This is a genomic window from Vibrio tetraodonis, assembly GCF_003350295.1.
GTDB lineage: Bacteria > Pseudomonadota > Gammaproteobacteria > Enterobacterales > Vibrionaceae > Vibrio > Vibrio tetraodonis.
Map to the genome: position 1 here is coordinate 133,332 of NZ_QLYY01000014.1, position 19,529 is coordinate 152,860.

Genomic DNA, 19,529 nt, shown 5'->3' on the forward strand with positions numbered 1-19,529 from the left:
TTATCACTTTGCACCTCGTGCACAGGTAGTTGGTAGACCGGACAGGAACATGTTAGTATTTGAAGTCTACCCTGCAGATAATAGACGAACTCGTTTTGATAGCCATGTGCAACAAGTGGTTAATACAAATGCTCAAAGTAGGTGTGTTTTTGTTCGTAGAGAAAGGTTTAATCGTAATAAAGATTATCGTTTTTCTGAAAATGACTGTAATTATTATCAATATCAGAAACTTACGTATTACACATCAAATGATGATTCAAGAAACACACCTGTTTTGTACTTTTTTAGCTTGGATACATCGCGAGCTACTAGTGATATAAATGTTTCCTTTGAAGTGGCTGATGAAGAAATTTGGAATAATATTCGTTATTATATAAAGTCTGCCCCTATTGTAGATTCCTGCTCAATTACAGTTTTTGGAAATACCGGAGGTATGATATTTATCGACGAACCTGATAGAGGAGGTAAAACCCTTGATGTTCGCATGCACGCACAGGGTAGTCGCCGCCTTAAGCTAGAAAGTAATTCCAATAGCGATATTTTAAATAGGCACTTTGAAGGATACTCACTTCAACGATACAACGACAGAACTAGACAATTCACAAACTCAGTGTGGAAATTAATTCCCGAACGCCCTATTAGACTTCACGGCTCATATAATTTTAGATTAGCTCCAATATATAACTATAAAAAATCTGATTTACCACCTGGTGAATATATAAATACATTGGAAATAGTATGCGAATAATAGTGCTAATCATTAGTTTATTATCATTTCATACTTTGGCGCATATGCAGGCCCCAAGAGAATTAAATGAAGTGGTGTATAGTCAATTTCCTCAAGTTGAATTAACACTAGGAAATGCATACGACATCGATAAAGTCTATTCGCTAGAGGTGAATGGAGTTTTAGTAGAGGAAGCTATTCGTCTGAAAGGAAATCAAGTTAAGAAACAGTTAATACAGCTGCCGAAAGTTGAGCCAAATAAAGTGAATCGCTTTAGAGTTTGCTCTATGACTGCAGCGACACAAGAGGTAAGAAGTAAGATATGTTCAAGAGTCAATGTTTATTATCCGCAGCGATAATTCTCACTCTTTGGTTAAATGTTGTTTCGGCGGCAGGCTTTAGTATTCCCGGTGCTTCAGTGCCCGGAGGGTACGATCGCGTAACCACTTCGGATGGCGTGACTTGTGAATCAACCATAGCCAGTAGCTCTTATGTTCAAGCAGGCTTGATGGGTGTCACTGAAGACAGTGACTACAACCGTGTTACCACCCCAAACTATTCGGCTAATATTGAAAATAAGGATGAAGTTGGTGCCTATGTTCAAGTGGTGATCCCTTTTGGTGGCGGAAAACGTGAACGTTTAAACTGTAATCGCCTTTACAATATTGAAATCGATCGGCTAAAAGCACAGATTGAAAAACTCAAAGCGGAAGCCAGCCTGGGTGACATTTGGGCGCAGGCGAGTGAAGAACAGGATAAAAGCATTCCTGAGATGATCACAGTCGATGAAACACGTGGGACTGCACTTTTCGATGTCGATGGCTACTCGCTGAACTCATCGTTTACTCATAAATTTAACGATGTGGTTTTTACACTTCTTGATAACGATCAAGCGAAAGTTAAGGTTATCGTACACACTGACTCTGGTTTACCAGAGAGTGAAGAGCTGGATCTTGCCGAGCAACGAGCAGACTCTATCGCAAGGTATCTAGAGAGTAGAGGCATTGAGAAAAGCCGGATAAAAGTACTCGCAAGAGGGAACCTTTACCCCGTAGAGTCGAGTGATACCCAAGAAGGCCGAAACGCAAATACTAGGGTTGAATTTATCATTAGTAAGTAAGCTGACGACGACAAATCGGGTTTAAGTAATCTATTTTCTGATCCACAACGTACAACACCTTAGACTCACAGTGGAGAAGATAAAATGGAATTGCAAATCGAATCATTGGAAGGTGGAATTTACTTAGCTTACTCGGTTGATGGTGACGAGAAGATGTTACTGCGCGATGGCAATCATGACCCACTTAAATTTTCGAGCTTATGTCAAGCGAAGGAGCATTTTAAAGACCAGCAGTACCACAGTGCTTGCCTGGTTCACCTCAGCGCTTATGACGAGATGTGTGGTGAAAATATCGCAGCGGGTATCCCGCTCAAAACAGACCTTCAATGGTACTAAGCGACTCCTACCAAAGCTTATTAGGCCAGCACTCTTGCGGTGTTGGCTTTCTTTATATTAGTATCCCACAAATACGATTATTAAAATTGTCTTACCCCTAAATGTGTATGCTCAGCAAGATGTATTATTCATAATGCATTTGTCTTGTTTAAATTTTTATTGATTACTATATTTCAGCATCAAGGGATGTGACTCGATTGTGAAAAATAGCCTCTCTATACGAGCGTATACCCGTCAAAAGCATGGTCACACACATGACTACCATCAATTGGTTCTGCCTATAGCTGGCGTAATCGATATTGAACTTGAGAGTTACGTAGGAAGCGTTTCTGTTGGCGAATGTGTTGTAATTCCTGCAGGAGTCTGTCACCACTTTCGCGCTCATGAATCCGCTCGTTTTACTGTTGCCGACTTAAACGAGTTACCATCAAATTTACTTGATACGACAAGTTTGGTATTTCCCATATCGGCGCCTCTCTTGTCCTACTTATCGTTTGTCGAGTCTCAGCTGCAACATAGGGTCGAGGATACTCTTGAAGATTCTATGATGTCTATGTTCAATCAGCTTATGATTCAACAATCTTGTGACATGAAGATAGATCGTAGAATTCGACTAGCAATACAAGCTATAGACAAGGATCTCAGTGATGAAATCAGCATTGACTCTTTAGCTGCAAAGGCTTGCCTTAGTCCAACACAATTTAAGAAGTTGTTTAAGCTTTCTACAGGTCAAAGCGTGATGCAATATGTTGCCAAACAGCGTATGGAAAAGGCGAAAGCTTTATTAACTCACACAGATATGCCAGTCCAATTGATTTCTGAAGCGGTTGGATATTCCGACCTGTCGGCATTCAGTCGGCGGTTTTCTCTGTTTTTTGGTCTTTCACCTAAAGCTATGCGTGGTTGAATGTTTGATTAATGGTTGAGTCTTTAAAGCCAACTTTAGTGTCTTATCTGCAAAGTGTATCTGATCTTTTTTCATTATCATTTGTGCATTAACTACATACATAAGAAAATGGTAATGAAACTCACGGTACATCAAAAACAGAGAAAAATTGGCATAGGTTTGATTTTGTTCTCGTCTTTGCTTTGGGGAACAACAGGAACGGCTGCTGCATTGATCCCCAATGTGAGCCCTTTGGCGATTGGCGGATTTTCTATGGGCTTAGGCGGTTTATTATTGGCATTGTTTGCGCGGAAAACAATCATCAGCGATAGGATGATATTGAATGAAAACAAGTGGCTAGTTTGTATTGGAGCCTTAGCCTTAGCGGTTTACCCTCTCGCTTTCTACACCTCTATGAAGATGGCTGGAGTCGCTATTGGTACGGTCGTGTCCATATCTAGTGCGCCATTATTTGTTGCCATCATAGAACGTCTTTTTAGCAAAAATACCACAGTGGATTTACTTTGGACCTTTAGTCTTTTTATCGGCACATTAGGCATAAGTTTACTGGTCTTTTCAGACTCACCTGTCGCTATGGAGTCTCCTGAGGTAAATCACCATATTGGTGTTAGCTTAGGATTGTTAGCCGGTTTGACTTACGCGATTTATGCATGGGTGGCGAGAGATCTAATCACTAAAGGGGCGAATTCAAAATCTGCGATGGGGAGTGTTTTTGGTTTAGGTGCTGTATTTCTCATCCCTTCACTTATTTTTACCGGTAGTGGGCTATTTGACACACAATTAAGTACCTCAGTTGCTTTATATATGGCATTGGTACCAATGTTTTTGGGGTATGTCTGCTTTGGACACGGCTTAAAAGTAGTGTCAGCAAGTCAAGCAAGTTTACTTACGCTTTTTGAACCTGTTGTTGCGACTGTATTTGCGGTAAGTATAGTTGGTGAGCGTATCGAAGCACTTGGATGGATAGGTATAGGGCTGATCATGATATGTTTACTACTGCAATCACATCAGCCCAAGAGGCAGTCTCATCTAGCGTTGCAAAGCGAGTGATACTTTGGATGTTGGTTTTCTACCCAGCGTATCACTGATTTCCCAACCAGCTTGCGCAAGCATGTGTAGATCGATTCCAGTATCTATACCTAAGCCATGGCACAGGTAAACGACATCCTCTGTGGAGACATTACCGGAAGCTCCAGCAGCATATGGGCAACCGCCAAGTCCAGCAACACTGCTGTCTATAACTCTAATACCCATTTGCAGGGATTGGTAAATATTAGCTAATGCCTGCCCATAGGTGTCATGAAAGTGAACGGCGATGCGCTCAAGTGGAACTTGCTTACTCACAGCTTCTATGACTCTAGCTGTTCGCATCGGCGTGCCTGTGCCTATGGTGTCGCCGAGAGATACTTCATAGCAACCCAGATCAATGAGGGAGCGAGCTACTTTTGCAACCTCGTTTGGATCGGTTGGTCCATCATAAGGACAATCAAGGATACAAGATAGATACCCCCTAACAGGAATATTCCGTTGCCGAGCTTGTTCTACTACGGGTTTAAATCTTTCTAAACTTTCTTCAATGGAGCAATTGATGTTTTTTTGGCAAAACCCTTCAGAGGCCGATGTAAATACAGCGACTTCATCTGCTTTGGCCGTTATTGCGGTTTCTAATCCCTTTAAGTTGGGGGTTAGGGCGCTGTAGCAAATATTAGGCTGACGCTTAATTTGCTGCATCACCTCCAATGAGTCCGCCATCTGTGGCACCCACTTGGGTGACACAAATGCGCCCGCTTCAATAAATTTAAGCCCACAGGATGAAAGCTGATTAATGAGCTTAATTTTAGCTTGTGTTGATACTGCTTTCTCATTTTGCAGGCCATCACGAGGTCCAACTTCAACAATTTTTACTGACCGAGGCAGATCTGTTTTTGGGATCATGGCTGTCCCTCATTTACCCAGCTTGCAGAGCGCTTCTCAAAAAATGCACTCAGTCCTTCTTGCCCCTGTTCTGAGACTCTAACGTTAGCAATAAGCTCACTAGTATAATCAATCAGCTCATGCGCCAGTGGTTTAGACTCGCATTCTTGAATAAGCAGCTTAGTCTTTGTCATTGCCACAGGGCTGTTAACAAGTATATGGGAAAGAATGTGCTCTCGGCGTTCGCTGATTTGCTCTGAAGAGACTACTTCATGAATCAGCCCCATATGCAGGGCTTGCATCGCATCAAATCGTTCAGCCGTCAACATGTAGCGTCTTGATTGTCGAGCACCAATACTACGATTCACGTAGGGGCCAATGGTTGCAGGCACTAAGCCTAATTTTACTTCGCTGAGACAAAAGAGTGCGCTGTCATCTGCCAACGCAATATCACAGCAACAGATTAGCCCTAAAGCGCCGCCAAAGGCACAACCGTGGACAAGAGCAAGAGTTGGATGCGGGAAGTTGTCCAAACATTGCATCAAAAACGCTAACCTAGATGCGTCTTGTCGGTTTTCTTGCTCAGTTTTACTTGCCATAGATTTCATCCATGCCAAATCAGCACCGGCAGAAAAATGTTTGCCGTTTCCTTGCAGCACTAGGCATCGAACTGACTCATCATGAGCCAGTGATTCGATGGATTCAATTAATGCTTCGATGACTTCGGCATTAAAAGCATTGTGTTTTTCAATGCGATTTAACGTTAAGGTTGCAACGCCACGTGAATCAAGGTGGTAGTCTAGGTATGTCCTATCCTTGGTGTTGTTCATACCGTTTCCTTACATTCTGAAGATGCCAAATTGACTATCAGGAATAGGCGCTTGAGCCGCCGCTTTTAGTGCTTGTGCTAATATGTCACGGGTCTGTTTCGGATCGATAATTCCATCGTCCCACAGTCTTGCACTGGCATAGTATGGGTGGCCTTGCTGCTCATACAATTCGACAATTCCTTTCTTGAATTGATTTTCTTGAATATCAGACCATGGCTCGCCTTGGCGCTTTAACACCTCGCGTTTGACTTGGGTTAGAACCCCAGCTGCCTGTTCACCGCCCATCACAGATATTCTGGCATTGGGCCACATCCACATTAGAGTAGGGTCATACGCTCGGCCACACATTCCATAATTACCAGCGCCGTATGAACCGCCGATAATAATGGTAAACTTAGGCACATCAGCGCAGGCGACCGCCATAACGAGCTTAGCGCCGTGTTTGGCAATACCGCCTTCTTCAACTTTTTTCCCAACCATGAAACCGGTTATATTTTGCAAAAATAACAGAGGGATCTTACGTTTTGCGCACAGCTCGATAAAGTGAGCACCTTTCTGCGCGGATTCAGCAAACAAAATGCCATTGTTGGCGACGATCCCGATCAGCCTGCCTTCAATTCGAGCAAATCCACAAACGAGCGTTGTACCAAATAAGGCTTTAAACTCATCAAAGTCTGAGTCATCGACGATACGGGCAATCACTTCTCGAACATCGAAAGACAGGCGTAGGTCTGAATTGACGATGCCATATATTTCTTCAGCTGGCAGTCTTGGAGGGAGAGCTTTGTCGACAGGAGCTTGATTTGCCACTTGATTACAGCTTGATAGTGCTTCACGAGCCATGTGCATCGCTTGTTGCTCATTTTCTGCGTAGTAATCGGCAACACCAGATTTCCTACAGTGAACATCGGCACCGCCAAGCTCTTCATCTGTCACAATCTCACCAGTGGCTGCTTTGACAAGCGGAGGACCTGCCAAGAAAATCGTGCCTTGTTTTTTGACGATTACAGACACATCTGCCATGGCAGGTATATAGGCGCCCCCCGCAGTACAAGGACCTAACACAACCGCAATTTGTGGTATGCCCTTGGCTGACATGCGCGCCTGATTAAAGAATATCCGCCCAAAATGATCTTTATCAGGAAACACTTCGGCTTGATGGGGGAGGTTAGCACCGCCAGAGTCGACCAAGTAGACGCAAGGTAGATTGCATCGTTCCGCTATTTCTTGTGCTCTAAGGTGTTTTTTGACGGTGAGCGGGTAGTAAGTTCCACCTTTAACAGAAGGGTCGTTTGCCAGAACCATACAAGGTACACCCTTGATTTGGCCAATTCCTGCCACGACGCCAGCACATGGGATGGACTCTTCGTATACCTCCCATGCCGCAAATTGGCCCACTTCTAAGAAATCTGATCCTGGATCAAGCAGAAGATCGATACGTTCGCGAACAGGCAATTTTCCTTTCTTGCGCTGTCTTTCAACGGCTTTTGGGCCTCCACCTTGTTTAAGGCTCTCTAGATCTGCACTGAGTTTTTCTACAAGCCCTGTCATTGCTTGCTGGTTTTTAACAAACAATGGGGAATCGGTTTTTATTTTAGTTTTAATGACTGCCATAACATCCTCGTTAGCGTGACTCTTCAAACAGTTCACGCCCAATAAGCATCCTGCGAATTTCTGACGTTCCTGCACCAATTTCATAAAGTTTTGCGTCTCTTAATAAACGCCCGGCAGGGAATTCATTGATATAGCCGTTGCCACCAAGTAACTGGATAGCATCTAGGGCAATTTGAGTGGCCATTTCCGCGCTGTATAAGATAGCTCCAGCTGCGTCTTTTCTGGTTGTTTCTCCTCGGTCACATGCGCTTGCTACGGCGTAAACATAAGAGCGCGCGGCATTAGCTCGGGTGTACATGTCTGCAACCTTTGCTTGGATTAACTGAAACTCGCCAATAGAACGACCAAATTGCTTGCGGTCATGGACATAAGGAACCACGAGATCAAGACAGGCTTGCATAATGCCAAGTGGGCCTGCTGCAAGTACAACACGTTCATAATCCAATCCGCTCATAAGAACTTTTACGCCTTGATTTACCTCGCCAAGGACATTTTCAACCGGAACCTTACAGTTATTGAATACCAGCTCACAGGTATTGGATCCCCTCATCCCGAGTTTGTCTAGCTTTTGAGCATGACTAAAGCCTTCAAAATCCCTTTCGATGATAAAAGCAGTAATCCCTTTCGATGCTGCGGAAGGGTCGGTTTTTGCGTACACAACAAGAACATGAGCATCTGGACCATTAGTGATCCACATCTTGTTACCATTAAGTACATAGTGATCACCTTTAAGCTCGGCTTTCAGTTGCATGCTTACCACGTCCGAACCAGCATTAGGTTCACTCATAGCCAAAGCGCCAATGTGTTCACCACTAATTAGTTTCGGAAGATATTTTTCTCGTTGGGCAGCGTTGCCATTGCGAAATATTTGGTTTACACACAAATTTGAGTGGGCACCATAGCTCAAAGCGACGGAGGCTGAAGCTCGGCTAATTTCCTCCATCGCCACCACATGAGCAAGATAGCCCATGCTTGCACCACCAAACTCTTCATCAACAGTGACACCAAGTAATCCCATTGCTCCCATTTCAGCCCAAAGGTGGTTAGGAAATTGGTTTTCTTCGTCCACTTTAGCCGCAATAGGGGCTATCTGCTCTCGAGCAAAAGCATTGACGTGCTCTCTCAACATGTTGATTGACTCGTCGAGTCCGAAATTGAGAGGGGTGTATTGAGATATCATATCGCCTCCGATTGGCTGATTTTCTGTTAAGCACAACATCCATTATTGATGGCAGTTCAACTTGCTTTAGAACGCTCTAAAGCCTCTTCACATCGTTTTCGAGCAGTATTCAAATCTTCTAAGACTATTGTGATGTCTTCCAACTGACGTTTGAGTACGGCTTCCTTGTCGTCGATGATTTTGAGCATTTTTATTAATTGAGTATCCAGCTGATTTGTATCGTAAAGCTCCAACAAGTCACGGATCTCGGCGAGCGAAAAACCCAGCCGTTTTCCTCGTAAAATCAGTTTGAGACGAACCTTGTCTCTACGTTGATAGACGCGCATGCTTCCTTTGCGTTCAGGTTGAATAAGGCCCATATCTTCGTAAAAGCGGATACTTCTTGTTGTGATATCAAACTCTTTCGCGAGCTCGCTGATTTTATAGGTTCCCACCAGGTGAAACTCCCCAAGTTTGGTGATAGACAATCACACTGTCCGCTACGACGGTAAAAAAGATTTTACAGTTTGCGAATGTGTTTGTTTACGTTAACGTAAATGTTAGTGCTATGCTTACGTAAACGTCAAGGAATAAACGTGCAAAAATTTAATGGCCTAACGAGTAAAAGTGATGCTTAAGACACTCGCAACGCAGTTGCTTGGTGGGCTGAGCCGTTTTTAAACCGTCATGAGGAGTAGGTAATGGAACAGAAAGAGATTTGGATCGTAGCGGCGAAGAGAACCCCAATGGGTCGTTTTCAAGGCATGCTATCTGAATATTCTTCGCCTCAGCTAGGGGCTATGGCAATCAAAGCTGCTGTTGAAGAGCACCCGGAAGTTGCTGGATTAATAAACGAAGTATATATGGGGTGCGTGTTACCGGCAGGAACAGGTCAAGCACCAGCGAGACAAGCTGCGCTAGGGGCAGGTTTGGATGAAGCAGTCGGGTGTACGACGGTCAACAAAGTGTGCGGGTCAGGAATGAAATCCGTGATGCTGGCACATGATCTTATCCGAGCTGGAAGTGCTAACTGTGTCCTTGCTGGTGGTATGGAAAGTATGACCAATGCCCCTTATCTTCTCAAAGAAGCACGGTCTGGGATGCGCATGGGGCACAAATCCAGCTACGATCACATGTTCCTTGATGGTCTTCAGGATGCTTATCAAGGTGAGTTGATGGGCGTATTTGGTCAACAAATTGCGGATAAGTTGGATTTTACGCGCCAGAAAATGGATGAGTGGGCATCACTTTCTGTTAGCAGAGCGATGCAGGCGCAGCAGCAAAAGTTATTCGATGATGAAATGGTCTCTGTATCTTTGCGAAATGGCGAAGTGCTGGATTATGACGAACAACCACCATCTATAAAGCCAGAAAAAATTCCACAGCTTAAACCTGCTTTTGCTAAAGATGGCTCTATCACAGCGGCTAACTCTAGCGCCATTTCTGACGGGGCTGCAGCGCTTGTCGTTATGGATGGACAGTTAGCTCAACAAAAAGGCTTGAAACCACTAGCGATAATCAAGGGGCATGCTACTCATGCTCGTCAACCATCTGAATTTACTATTGCACCAGTGCACGCTATTGAGCATTTGCTCTCCCAGCTTGATTGGGATATTGATGAAGTAGATCTGTGGGAAATCAATGAAGCTTTCGCTGTCGTAACTCAGATTGCCGTGAAGCAACTTGGTCTTGATAGTGAAAAAGTGAACGTAAAAGGCGGAGCTTGTGCACTAGGTCACCCGATTGGGGCAAGCGGTGCAAGAATTATCGTGACTTTGATTCATAGCTTGCGTCAGCTTCAAAAATTAAGTGGTGATGGCAGTTCGAATGAAAAACGTGTGATGAAGGGTATCGCATCACTGTGTATTGGTGGTGGTGAAGCAACCGCTATTGGAATAGAAATACCATTATAAAAGACAAGGATAATCAATAATGAATCAGTCAGTTCCCTTATTCATTGGTGGAGAATTCTGCCAGTCTCAAACAACCGAGTGGGTTGAGGTCACAAATCCAGCCACAAGCGAAGTGATTGCTAAGGTTCCATGTGCAACAGAACAAGAAATGGAACATGCAATAAAAAATGCTGCAGAGACCTTTAAATCATGGAAGGACGTGGCGATATCGGAGCGCGCACGTGTCATGCTTCGTTATCAGCATTTACTTAAAGAGCATCATGATGAGCTTGCAGAGCTACTTTCAAAAGAAACAGGCAAAATTTTAATTGATGCGAAAGGTGATGTTTGGCGTGGGATTGAAGTCGTTGAACAAGCAGCCAATATTTCCAGTAACATGATGGGTGAGACAGTTGAGAATGTTGCAACAGATATCGATTCTTACTCAATGATTCAACCGCTTGGTGTTTGCTGTGGTATTACTCCGTTTAATTTTCCAGCCATGATCCCTTTGTGGATGTTCCCACTAGCCATTGCAGCCGGAAATACTTTTGTTCTTAAGCCATCAGAGCAGGTGCCTCTTACCGCGATGAGGTTAGCAGAACTATTTGAACAAGCCGGCGCCCCTAAAGGTGTGTTGCAAGTCGTTCATGGCAGAAAAGAGCAAGTTGACACTCTGCTAAAGCATCCTACCATCCGAGCTGTTTCTTTTGTCGGGTCTGTTCCCGTCGCTCAATACATTTACAAAACGGGTACAGACTATAACAAACGAGTCCAAGCTTTTGCAGGTGCAAAGAACCATATGGTCGTTATGCCTGATGCGAACAAAGCACAAGTAATCAACAACTTGGTTGGTAGCTCAGTTGGTGCAGCTGGACAGCGCTGTATGGCGATTTCAGTGGCTGTATTTGTGGGTAGCACAAAAGAATGGATCGAAGACCTGAAAACAGAGATGGCGAAGATGCAGCCCGGTGCTTGGAATGACGATAAAGCGGCATATGGTCCGCTTATCAGCAGAGAAGCGAAAAACCGCGTGGTAGCGCTCATTGAGGAAGGTAAAGCTCAAGGCGCTGTATGCCAGCTAGATGGAACTCAATGCAATGTTGAGGGAATGCCACAAGGAAATTGGTTGGGTCCGACGCTGTTTACAGGTACAACGACAGATATGTCTATCTATGAGCAGGAAATTTTTGGACCTGTGTTAGTGTGCATGGAAGTCGATACCCTAGATGAGGCCATCGAGTTAATTAATAACAACCCATATGGGAATGGCACGTCGATATTTACTGCCAATGGTGCAGCAGCGCGCAAATATCAGCATGAAATTCAAGTCGGACAAGTGGGAATCAACGTACCTATTCCGGTTCCATTGCCTTTCTTCTCATTTACAGGCTGGCGCGGCAGTTTTTATGGCGATTTACATGCATACGGAAAGCAAGCCGTTAGATTCTATACCGAAACCAAGACTGTTACTTCACGTTGGTTTGATGACGATATCCCGACTGGGCCAAATCTAACCATTCAGTTGCGATAGCGGGAGGAGAAATGGATTTTGAATTAAATGAAGACCAGCGCGCGTTCGCCGAAACGGCTCAGCAGTTCGCCATGGGGCAACTAGCTCCCATGGCCGCAGAATGGGATGAAAAGCAAGTATTTCCAAAGGATGTTATTAAAGCCGCCGGAGAACTGGGCTTTCTAAGTTTGTATACACCGGAAGATGAAGGTGGATTGCAATTAAGCCGATTAGATTCTTCGATTATTTTTGAACAACTTGCCATGGGCTGTACGTCAACTACGGCATTTATGACCATTCATAATATGGTCACTTGGATGATTGCGAGCTTTGCTTCTAAAGAGGCCAAGCAGTCCTTTTGTCCAAACCTGATTTCTGGGGAATGGCTAGGATCCTACTGTTTAACTGAGCCGAATGCGGGTTCAGATGCAGCATCGTTGACGACAAACGCAAAAAAACAAGCTGACACTTACGTTATTAACGGTGGTAAAGCCTTTATTTCTGGTGCAGGCGATACGGATGTTCTTGTCGTGATGGCGCGTACAGGAGATCAATCGGCAAAAGGCATTTCAGCGTTTATTGTTCCAGCAGATGCTGATGGAATAAGTTACGGACGTAAAGAGCCTAAGATGGGCTGGAACAGTCAGCCTACTCGCGCGATTACCTTTGATAATGTTGTGGTGCCAGAGCACTTCCGCTTAGGTGAAGAAGGGGAAGGGTTCTCTATTGCGATGAAAGGCTTAGATGGCGGACGCATAAACATCGCGACCTGTTCTATTGGTACAGCGCAACAGGCTCTTAATGAGGCTCTGCAATACGTCAAAGAAAGAAAGCAGTTTGGTAAAGAGTTGGCTCACTTTCAAGGTTTGCAATTTAAATTGGCTGACATGGTCACGGAGTTGGTTGCGGCGAGACAGATGGTGCGTTTAGCTGCGAGCAAATTAGATAATAAGGACTCGGAAGCTACGGCATATTGTGCGATGGCGAAACGGTTTGCGACAGATGTTGGATTTAAAATTTGCGATCAGGCTTTACAACTCTATGGCGGGTATGGGTACATTAAAGAGTATCCGATGGAACGCCATTTTAGGGATGTTCGCGTTCATCAAATCCTCGAAGGAACCAATGAAATCATGCGTCTGATTATTGCTCGCCGTGTGTTATCAGAAGGCTCTCAGCTACTTTAATTTTAGGGACAGATTACAATGAATATTTCAGAGAGCGGTGCCATTGAGCATACTATCCAAAATCATGTGGCAATTGTCACCATGAACAATCCCCCAGCTAATACCTGGACAACAGAAAGCCTTACAGAGCTTAAACAGCTGGTTTTAGCATTGAACGATAATAAAGACGTTTATGCGTTAGTTTTAACTGGGCAGGGAGAGAAGTTTTTCTCTGCTGGAGCCGATTTAAAGCTTTTTGCCAGTGGTGATAAAGCAGTAGCGGTTGATATGTCTCGCCTTTTTGGTGCGGCATTTGAAGCTTTATCGAGTTATGGAGGCGTCTCCATTGCTGCAATTAATGGGTATGCCATGGGAGGGGGACTAGAAGTTGCACTTGCTTGTGATATTCGTATCGCCGAAGAGCAAGCTGTGATGGCGCTCCCAGAGGCGAAAGTTGGCCTACTTCCGTGTGCTGGGGGAACACAAAACCTAACAGCTTTGGTGGGTGAAGGTTGGGCGAAACGCATGATTTTGTGCGGAGAGCAAGTCACAGCAGAGCAAGCTCTAAATATTAAATTGGTCGAGGAAGTTGTCAGTAAAGGCAATGCGCTAGATGCTGCAATAAGTCTTGCAGAAATGGTTGCTAATCAATCTCCATCTTCGGTGACAGCCTGTAAATCTTTGATTCAAAATACCAGAACCAATCCCCTAGCTCATGGACTAGTCAGAGAACGTGAATTGTTTATCCAATTATTTGATACAGAGGATCAGACGGAAGGCGTGAATGCCTTTTTGGAGAAGCGTCCACCTCAATGGAAAAATAGATAGGGGGAGGTATGACAGCATTGGTTCGCTTTGAAGAGCTAAATTGTAAAGAAGGAAATGCAAAGATCGGTGTCGCAACGCTTGATAATGCACCTTCGTTAAATGCTCTCAACTATGACATGTTGATGCAGCTTAAAACTCAACTAGAGGTCTGGCATGAAGACGATAATATAGTTTGTATTTTTCTTGAGGGGCAGGGAGAGAAAGCTTTTTGCGCTGGTGGTGATGTTCGTACTATGCACGATAAGATGAGTAGCGGTTGTTCCGAAGAGATCGCATCTTATTGCACCTCTTTCTTCAAACTTGAATATGAATGCGACTACTTGATCCATACTTACTGCAAACCCATTATTGCTTGGGGGCAAGGTATTGTGATGGGCGGTGGTATGGGACTCTTTATGGGGGCTAGCCATAAGGTGGTTACTCCAGAAAGTCGCCTCGCTATGCCGGAGATCAGTATCGGACTTTACCCAGATGTTGGGGCTACATGGTTCTTGAATAAGCTAGACCACGGAATTGGACTATTTCTTGGGATGACAGGGGTCATGGTCAACGCTACTGACGCATTGGGTATTAGGCTTGCCGATCACATTGTTAGTGCTAATGACAAAGTGGATTTACTCTCTTGTCTCAAAGACACGCTTTGGTCAGACATTGAAGATGTGTATCAAGAAGTGAGCGTACTTCTCAATCAATTAAATGATAGAGTCAATGGGCACCAGCCTGATTCACAAATGCTGCCTTTTATTGATGAAATAAAACAAGCATGCAATGCAGAAAGTGTTGCTCAAGTGAGTGAAAATATCCTCGGGTTGTCTGGAGAGACGAAATGGATGGAAATTGCCAAAAGCAATCATGCTTTGGGCAGCCCGATTACAGCGCATGTTTGTCATCGTCAATTGACACAATATCGTGACTTGTCGTTGGCAGATTGTTTTCGTCTTGAGCTCAGCTTGTCTGTTCGCAGCTGTTTGCTTGGCGAGTTCCGTGAGGGTGTACGAGCCCGCCTAATTGATAAAGATAACCAGCCTAAATGGCGATATAGTCGAGTCGACAATGTTGATATAGGCACGATCAACAACTTGTTTAGCTCATTGTGGGATGAAAATGACCACCCATTAGCGTCACTTGGTCACTACTAAAAATAAGGAAATTACTCATGAACACCATTGCGTTTATCGGTTTAGGTAATATGGGTGGACCCATGGCCGAGAATCTGTTGTCTGCAGGGTTTAATGTGCGAGTGTTTGATTTGATGCCAGAGGCGGTAAAAGTTTTAGAGTCAGCAGGCGCCTATGCAGCATCCTCAATCGCGGATGCAGTAAAAGACGCCGAATCAATCATTACTATGCTCCCTGCTAGCCAGCATGTAAAAGATGTATATCTTGGCGATAATAAAGGCTCGAAAGGGCTATTGGATTTGGTTGAAGATGGCGCATTTCTCATTGATTCATCAACCATTGATCCTCATTCAGCGAAAATGGTTGCTGAGAGCGCTGCACAAAAGGGCCTTGATTTTGTTGATGCTCCTGTATCTGGCGGTGTAGCTGGAGCTAAAGCTGGAACATTAACATTCATTGTTGGTGGCTCCGAAGCTGCTTTTTCTAAAGCTGAGAATGTGCTAAAACATATGGGTAAGAACATTTTCCATGCAGGTAAAGCGGGCGATGGACAAATGGGCAAAATATGTAACAATCTGATGTTAGGTATTTTAATGTCTGGTACTTGCGAAGCGTTGAATCTAGGCATTGATAATGGGCTTGATCCAAAAGTCTTATCTAACATTATGCTGCAGAGTTCTGGTCGCAATTGGGCTTTAGAACTTTATAATCCCTGTCCTGGTGTTATGGAGACTTCGCCAGCAAGTAATGACTATCGTCCAGGGTTTATGAGTAAGCTGATGCTCAAAGACTTAGGATTGGGGTTAGATGCGGCTTCAATGAGCCAATCTTCGGTCCCAATGGGATCTCTCGCACGAAATCTGTATGCTTTTCATAACGCAAATGGTAATGAGGAGCTAGACTTTTCAAGTTTGTTCGAGTTTTATCAATCAGAAAAGTAATGGGGTACGCGAATGGAACTAAAACATAGTGTTATAGCTATTACTGGGGCCGGGCAAGGTTTGGGTCAGATGATGGCGACAACATTGGCAAAAGCGGGAGCTGAATTAGCTTTACTCGATGTAAATGATGAAGCCTTGCTAAATACCAAGGAGCAGTGCAACGTGCTGGGAGTGAAAGCATTGACTTATAAGGTTAATGTCACAAACGAGCAGCAAGTTGAGCAGGTATTTAGTGACATTGTGAGAGATTTCGGTCAACTAGACGGTTTGATTAATAATGCAGGGATCCTTCGAGATGGCTTATTGATCAAGGTTAAAGACGATGAAATGACCAAGATGTCTCTTGAGCAATTTCATTCAGTGATCGATGTAAACCTAAATGGCACCTTTCTCTGTGGCCGAGAAGCCGCTGCGCAGATGATCAATACCCAACGAAACGGAGTGATCATTAATATTTCCAGTGTTGCAAGAGCTGGGAATATTGGTCAGAGTAATTACGCTGCGTCGAAAGCGGCGGTAGCAACACTGGCGACCACGTGGGGTAAAGAGCTTGCTCGCTATGGAATTAGGGCCGCCGCCATTGCACCTGGTGTCATCGAAACAGCGATGACGGGAGGAATGAAACCAGAAGCTCGTGAGCGTTTGGAGAAGATGGTTCCTGTTGGTCGTATGGGTTCCCCTGAAGAAATCGCTCAAACCGCCAAGTTCATTTTTGAGAATGATTACGTCAACGCTCGTGTATTTGAAGTTGATGGCGGAATCTTTATGTAAACAAACGTATTTTTGTCGAACAAAAGGCACGCTATGTTGCGTGCCTTACTCATTTTTACTACATATTTTGGTAATTGGGGCCACCACCACCTTCAGGTGGTATCCAAGTTATGTTTTGCGAAGGGTCTTTAATATCGCATGTTTTGCAGTGCAGGCAATTGGCTGCATTGATTTGAAGCTTGGGGTTATTATCAACCGTGATAATTTCATATACTCCAGCTGGACAATAGCGTTGGCTTGGCTCGTCAAACCTTGGTAGATGACTCTCAATGGGTATATTTGCGTTTTTAATCACCAAGTGGCAGGGTTGATCTTCTTCGTGTTGCGTGCCAGACAGATAGACGGATGACGGTCTGTCAAAACTCAGCTTACCATCAGGTTTTGGATAGCTTACGCTTGGGCTCTCAGAGACTTCTTTCATTCCAAGATGATCTGGCTTGGTGTCTGAGATATTCCATGGGGCCGCTCGTTTAAGCAACTGATGCCAAACATTTTGTTCCAATGTTGCAAGAGCACCACCAGCAATGGCGCCATATCTGTGAATTGATGACGCAAAATTCCGGCTTAAATGAAGCTCACTATAAAGCCAAGATTGTTCAAATACACTTTGATAATCTGGCGTGTTGTCACTGTTTTCTGCTTTTAACTGTGAGAAGACGGCTTCAGCAGCCAACATACCTGACTTCATAGCTGTATGGCTTCCCTTTATTTTGCCTGAGTTAAGGGTGCCCGCATCACAGCCAATTAAAAGACCACCAGGGAATTGTTGTTTTGGTAGAGAATGAAGTCCACCTTTTGCAATCGCCCGAGCGCCATAAGCGATCCTTTCTCCACCCTCAAGATATTGGCTTATTAGAGGGTGATGTTTAAAGCGTTGAAACTCATCGAAAGGACTGAGGTGAGGGTTTGAATAGTTTAAATCAACGATAAGCCCGACGACGATTTGGTTATTATCCAAGTGATAGAGAAAGCTACCACCGTTTGAATTCGTTTGATTTAGTGGCCAGCCCGCACCATGCAGGACACGACCTGCTTGGTAATGAGGATGATCTGCGGGTACTTGCCATATTTCTTTGAGACCCAAGGCGTAGTGTTGTGGTTGGCACTCATTGGCTAATTGGAAGGTTTCGATTAACTCTTTGCCTAGGTGACCTCGCGCTCCTTCCGCAAAAAGAGTGTATTTCGCTTTCAGTTCGATGCCAGCTTCGAACGAGGGCTTTTGCTCTCCTGACTTATTGAGTCCCATGTCAGATGTGTTGATACCAATCACTGATCCATTTGAGTCATAATTTATGCTTGTTGCGGCGAATCCTGGATAAACTTCAATCTCAAGCTCTTCGGCTTTTTGACCTAACCAACGACACAGGTTAGCTAAGCTAATAACATGATTTTTATTGCTATTATGCATAAGATTGGGCGTCATAAAAGATGGCAGTTTTATATGCTGATGATCTGAAGTCATATAGACAAACTCATCCAAGCTAACTGGATTATTGACAGGAGCCCCTAGATCTTTCCAATCAGGAAATAATTCATCCAAGGCTTTTGTTTCAAATAGTGCACCAGAAAGGATATGCGCCCCAACTTCAGCGCCTTTCTCCACAACGCAAATAGATACAGGCATGTCATTGATTTTACTAAGCTGTGCAAGTTTTATTGCGCTTGATAACCCAGCAGGTCCTGCACCTACTACGACAACATCAAACTCCATACATTCTCTTTCCATTGGTGTAAACCTACCTTTCCAACTTTTGAACACTAATCAATATAGTCTAGTTGACGTAAACGTAAACTTTACTAAGCTATGTATATGACAGAATCGGTGACCAATTGTGTTTAATGTGAAGCCGATCGGCAAAATATAATCGAGAAACTCAGTATAAACATTCTGAATATCAGCCTGTTACTGTTGTGTAGTTACTTTTAGCACCAAGGAGGAGATGTGAAAGTACTAGTAGCCATAAAACGTGTGATCGACCCATATGTAAAAGTTAGGGTGAAGAGTGATGGCAGCGGTGTTGAAACGAATAACGTTAAGATGTCCATGAACCCATTTTGTGAAATTGCAGTAGAAGAAGCGGTTCGTCTAAAAGAATCTGGCAAAGCGAATGAAGTGGTCGTCGTGTCCATAGGAGACGCTGCGAGTCAAGAAAACCTTAGAGGAGCACTTGCATTGGGAGCTGATAGGGCAATACACATAAAACATGATGTATCTCCTGAGCCTCTCGCCGTTGCAAAATTGTTGAAAGCGGTCATGGACAAAGAGAATCCATCACTTGTTCTTCTTGGTAAGCAGTCCATTGATACGGATAACAATCAAGTCGCTCAGATGCTAGCAGCTCTAACCAACCGTCCTCAAGGTACTTTTGCCTCTGATGTTAGTTTAGACAATGATCATGTTAGCGTGACTCGAGAAGTCGATGGTGGACTTGAGACCGTAAAACTTCAGTTGCCAGCGATCATTAGTACCGATTTAAGGCTCAATGAACCACGTTATGCATCCTTGCCTAATATCATGAAAGCGAAAAAGAAACCATTGGAGGTCATTACTGCAGATGACTTAGGAGTAGAAGTAGTATCAACTCATGAAATCATTGAGGTAATGGCACCAAAGGCGCGCACAGCAGGGGAAATGGTAGCCAACGTGAGTGAGCTGATATCTAAGCTTAAAAATGACGCTAAGGTCTTATAGG

General features: G+C 44.1%; 20 protein-coding genes. 14 read left to right on the top strand and 6 right to left on the bottom strand.

The annotated features are described in order from the left end of the window. The first annotated feature begins 49 nt into the window (after window positions 1–49). The 6 genes from DPF90_RS11050 to DPF90_RS11075 all read left to right on the top strand — a co-directional run bounded on the left by DPF90_RS11050 (window position 50) and on the right by DPF90_RS11075 (window position 4,140). A complete protein-coding gene (locus tag DPF90_RS11050; RefSeq protein ID WP_162814023.1) occupies window positions 50–748 on the top strand; it encodes a hypothetical protein in 699 nt (232 codons plus the stop codon). Continuing rightward, on the top strand, window positions 739–1,086 hold the full coding sequence (locus DPF90_RS11055) for a hypothetical protein (RefSeq protein WP_114786394.1): 348 nt from the start codon (window positions 739–741) through the stop codon (window positions 1,084–1,086). Before DPF90_RS11050 ends, DPF90_RS11055 begins: the two co-directional genes overlap by 10 nt. Continuing rightward, the gene (locus tag DPF90_RS11060; RefSeq protein ID WP_114786395.1) at window positions 1,050–1,847 is read left to right on the top strand and encodes an OmpA family protein; all 798 of its coding nucleotides are present in this window, start codon (window positions 1,050–1,052) and stop codon (window positions 1,845–1,847) included. Before DPF90_RS11055 ends, DPF90_RS11060 begins: the two co-directional genes overlap by 37 nt. A gap of 84 nt (window positions 1,848–1,931) precedes the next feature. Beyond that, a complete protein-coding gene (locus tag DPF90_RS11065; RefSeq protein WP_114786396.1) occupies window positions 1,932–2,183 on the top strand; it encodes a DUF6482 family protein in 252 nt (83 codons plus the stop codon). A gap of 199 nt (window positions 2,184–2,382) precedes the next feature. Next, complete coding sequence (locus DPF90_RS11070) at window positions 2,383–3,090, top strand: AraC family transcriptional regulator (protein ID WP_114786397.1); 708 nt, start codon at window positions 2,383–2,385, stop codon at window positions 3,088–3,090. Between the two features lie 114 nt (window positions 3,091–3,204). Next, on the top strand, window positions 3,205–4,140 hold the full coding sequence (locus DPF90_RS11075; RefSeq protein ID WP_114786398.1) for a DMT family transporter: 936 nt from the start codon (window positions 3,205–3,207) through the stop codon (window positions 4,138–4,140). Here DPF90_RS11075 and DPF90_RS11080 read toward each other — a convergent pair. Genes DPF90_RS11080 through DPF90_RS11100 form a run of 5 tightly spaced genes read right to left on the bottom strand, consistent with a single transcriptional unit; the run spans window position 4,120 to window position 9,062 of the window. Then, the gene (locus DPF90_RS11080) at window positions 4,120–5,025 is read right to left on the bottom strand and encodes a hydroxymethylglutaryl-CoA lyase (protein WP_114786399.1); all 906 of its coding nucleotides are present in this window, start codon (window positions 5,023–5,025) and stop codon (window positions 4,120–4,122) included. The genes DPF90_RS11075 and DPF90_RS11080 overlap by 21 nt on opposite strands. Then, window positions 5,022–5,834: an enoyl-CoA hydratase-related protein gene (locus tag DPF90_RS11085; RefSeq protein ID WP_114786400.1), complete on the bottom strand. Its 813-nt coding sequence runs from the start codon at window positions 5,832–5,834 to the stop codon at window positions 5,022–5,024. The genes DPF90_RS11080 and DPF90_RS11085 overlap by 4 nt, the downstream gene beginning before the upstream one ends. A gap of 9 nt (window positions 5,835–5,843) precedes the next feature. After that, on the bottom strand, window positions 5,844–7,448 hold the full coding sequence (locus tag DPF90_RS11090; protein WP_114786401.1) for a carboxyl transferase domain-containing protein: 1,605 nt from the start codon (window positions 7,446–7,448) through the stop codon (window positions 5,844–5,846). A gap of 10 nt (window positions 7,449–7,458) precedes the next feature. Continuing rightward, window positions 7,459–8,628 carry an isovaleryl-CoA dehydrogenase gene (locus tag DPF90_RS11095; RefSeq protein ID WP_114786402.1) on the bottom strand — a complete coding sequence of 390 codons (1,170 nt, stop codon included), beginning with the start codon at window positions 8,626–8,628 and terminating at the stop codon, window positions 7,459–7,461. Between the two features lie 56 nt (window positions 8,629–8,684). Then, complete coding sequence (locus DPF90_RS11100) at window positions 8,685–9,062, bottom strand: MerR family transcriptional regulator (RefSeq protein WP_114786443.1); 378 nt, start codon at window positions 9,060–9,062, stop codon at window positions 8,685–8,687. 246 nt (window positions 9,063–9,308) lie between these two features. Between DPF90_RS11100 and DPF90_RS11105 the strand changes: the two genes are divergently transcribed. Genes DPF90_RS11105 through DPF90_RS11135 form a run of 7 tightly spaced genes read left to right on the top strand, consistent with a single transcriptional unit; the run spans window position 9,309 to window position 16,836 of the window. Next, window positions 9,309–10,520, top strand: coding sequence for an acetyl-CoA C-acyltransferase (locus DPF90_RS11105; RefSeq protein ID WP_114786403.1), 1,212 nt, complete (start codon window positions 9,309–9,311; stop codon window positions 10,518–10,520). A gap of 19 nt (window positions 10,521–10,539) precedes the next feature. Beyond that, window positions 10,540–12,033: a CoA-acylating methylmalonate-semialdehyde dehydrogenase gene (locus DPF90_RS11110; protein WP_114786404.1), complete on the top strand. Its 1,494-nt coding sequence runs from the start codon at window positions 10,540–10,542 to the stop codon at window positions 12,031–12,033. An 11-nt stretch (window positions 12,034–12,044) separates the two neighbouring features. Continuing rightward, the gene (locus tag DPF90_RS11115) at window positions 12,045–13,199 is read left to right on the top strand and encodes an acyl-CoA dehydrogenase family protein (RefSeq protein WP_114786405.1); all 1,155 of its coding nucleotides are present in this window, start codon (window positions 12,045–12,047) and stop codon (window positions 13,197–13,199) included. Window positions 13,200–13,217: 18 nt separating this feature from the next. Then, window positions 13,218–14,006: an enoyl-CoA hydratase gene (locus DPF90_RS11120; RefSeq protein ID WP_114786406.1), complete on the top strand. Its 789-nt coding sequence runs from the start codon at window positions 13,218–13,220 to the stop codon at window positions 14,004–14,006. Window positions 14,007–14,014: 8 nt separating this feature from the next. Next, complete coding sequence (locus DPF90_RS11125) at window positions 14,015–15,145, top strand: enoyl-CoA hydratase/isomerase family protein (RefSeq protein ID WP_114786407.1); 1,131 nt, start codon at window positions 14,015–14,017, stop codon at window positions 15,143–15,145. A 17-nt stretch (window positions 15,146–15,162) separates the two neighbouring features. Next, window positions 15,163–16,065, top strand: a complete 903-nt coding sequence (mmsB, locus tag DPF90_RS11130) for a 3-hydroxyisobutyrate dehydrogenase (protein WP_114786408.1) — start codon at window positions 15,163–15,165, stop codon at window positions 16,063–16,065. A gap of 12 nt (window positions 16,066–16,077) precedes the next feature. After that, the gene (locus DPF90_RS11135) at window positions 16,078–16,836 is read left to right on the top strand and encodes an SDR family oxidoreductase (RefSeq protein WP_114786409.1); all 759 of its coding nucleotides are present in this window, start codon (window positions 16,078–16,080) and stop codon (window positions 16,834–16,836) included. A 58-nt stretch (window positions 16,837–16,894) separates the two neighbouring features. On the opposite strand, the gene DPF90_RS11140 is transcribed toward DPF90_RS11135, so the two are convergent. Further along, the gene (locus DPF90_RS11140) at window positions 16,895–18,562 is read right to left on the bottom strand and encodes an electron transfer flavoprotein-ubiquinone oxidoreductase (RefSeq protein ID WP_205395189.1); all 1,668 of its coding nucleotides are present in this window, start codon (window positions 18,560–18,562) and stop codon (window positions 16,895–16,897) included. A gap of 216 nt (window positions 18,563–18,778) precedes the next feature. On the opposite strand from DPF90_RS11140, the gene DPF90_RS11145 reads away from it, so the two are divergent. Then, complete coding sequence (locus tag DPF90_RS11145) at window positions 18,779–19,528, top strand: electron transfer flavoprotein subunit beta/FixA family protein (protein ID WP_114786411.1); 750 nt, start codon at window positions 18,779–18,781, stop codon at window positions 19,526–19,528. The last annotated feature ends 1 nt before the right edge of the window (window position 19,529 follow it).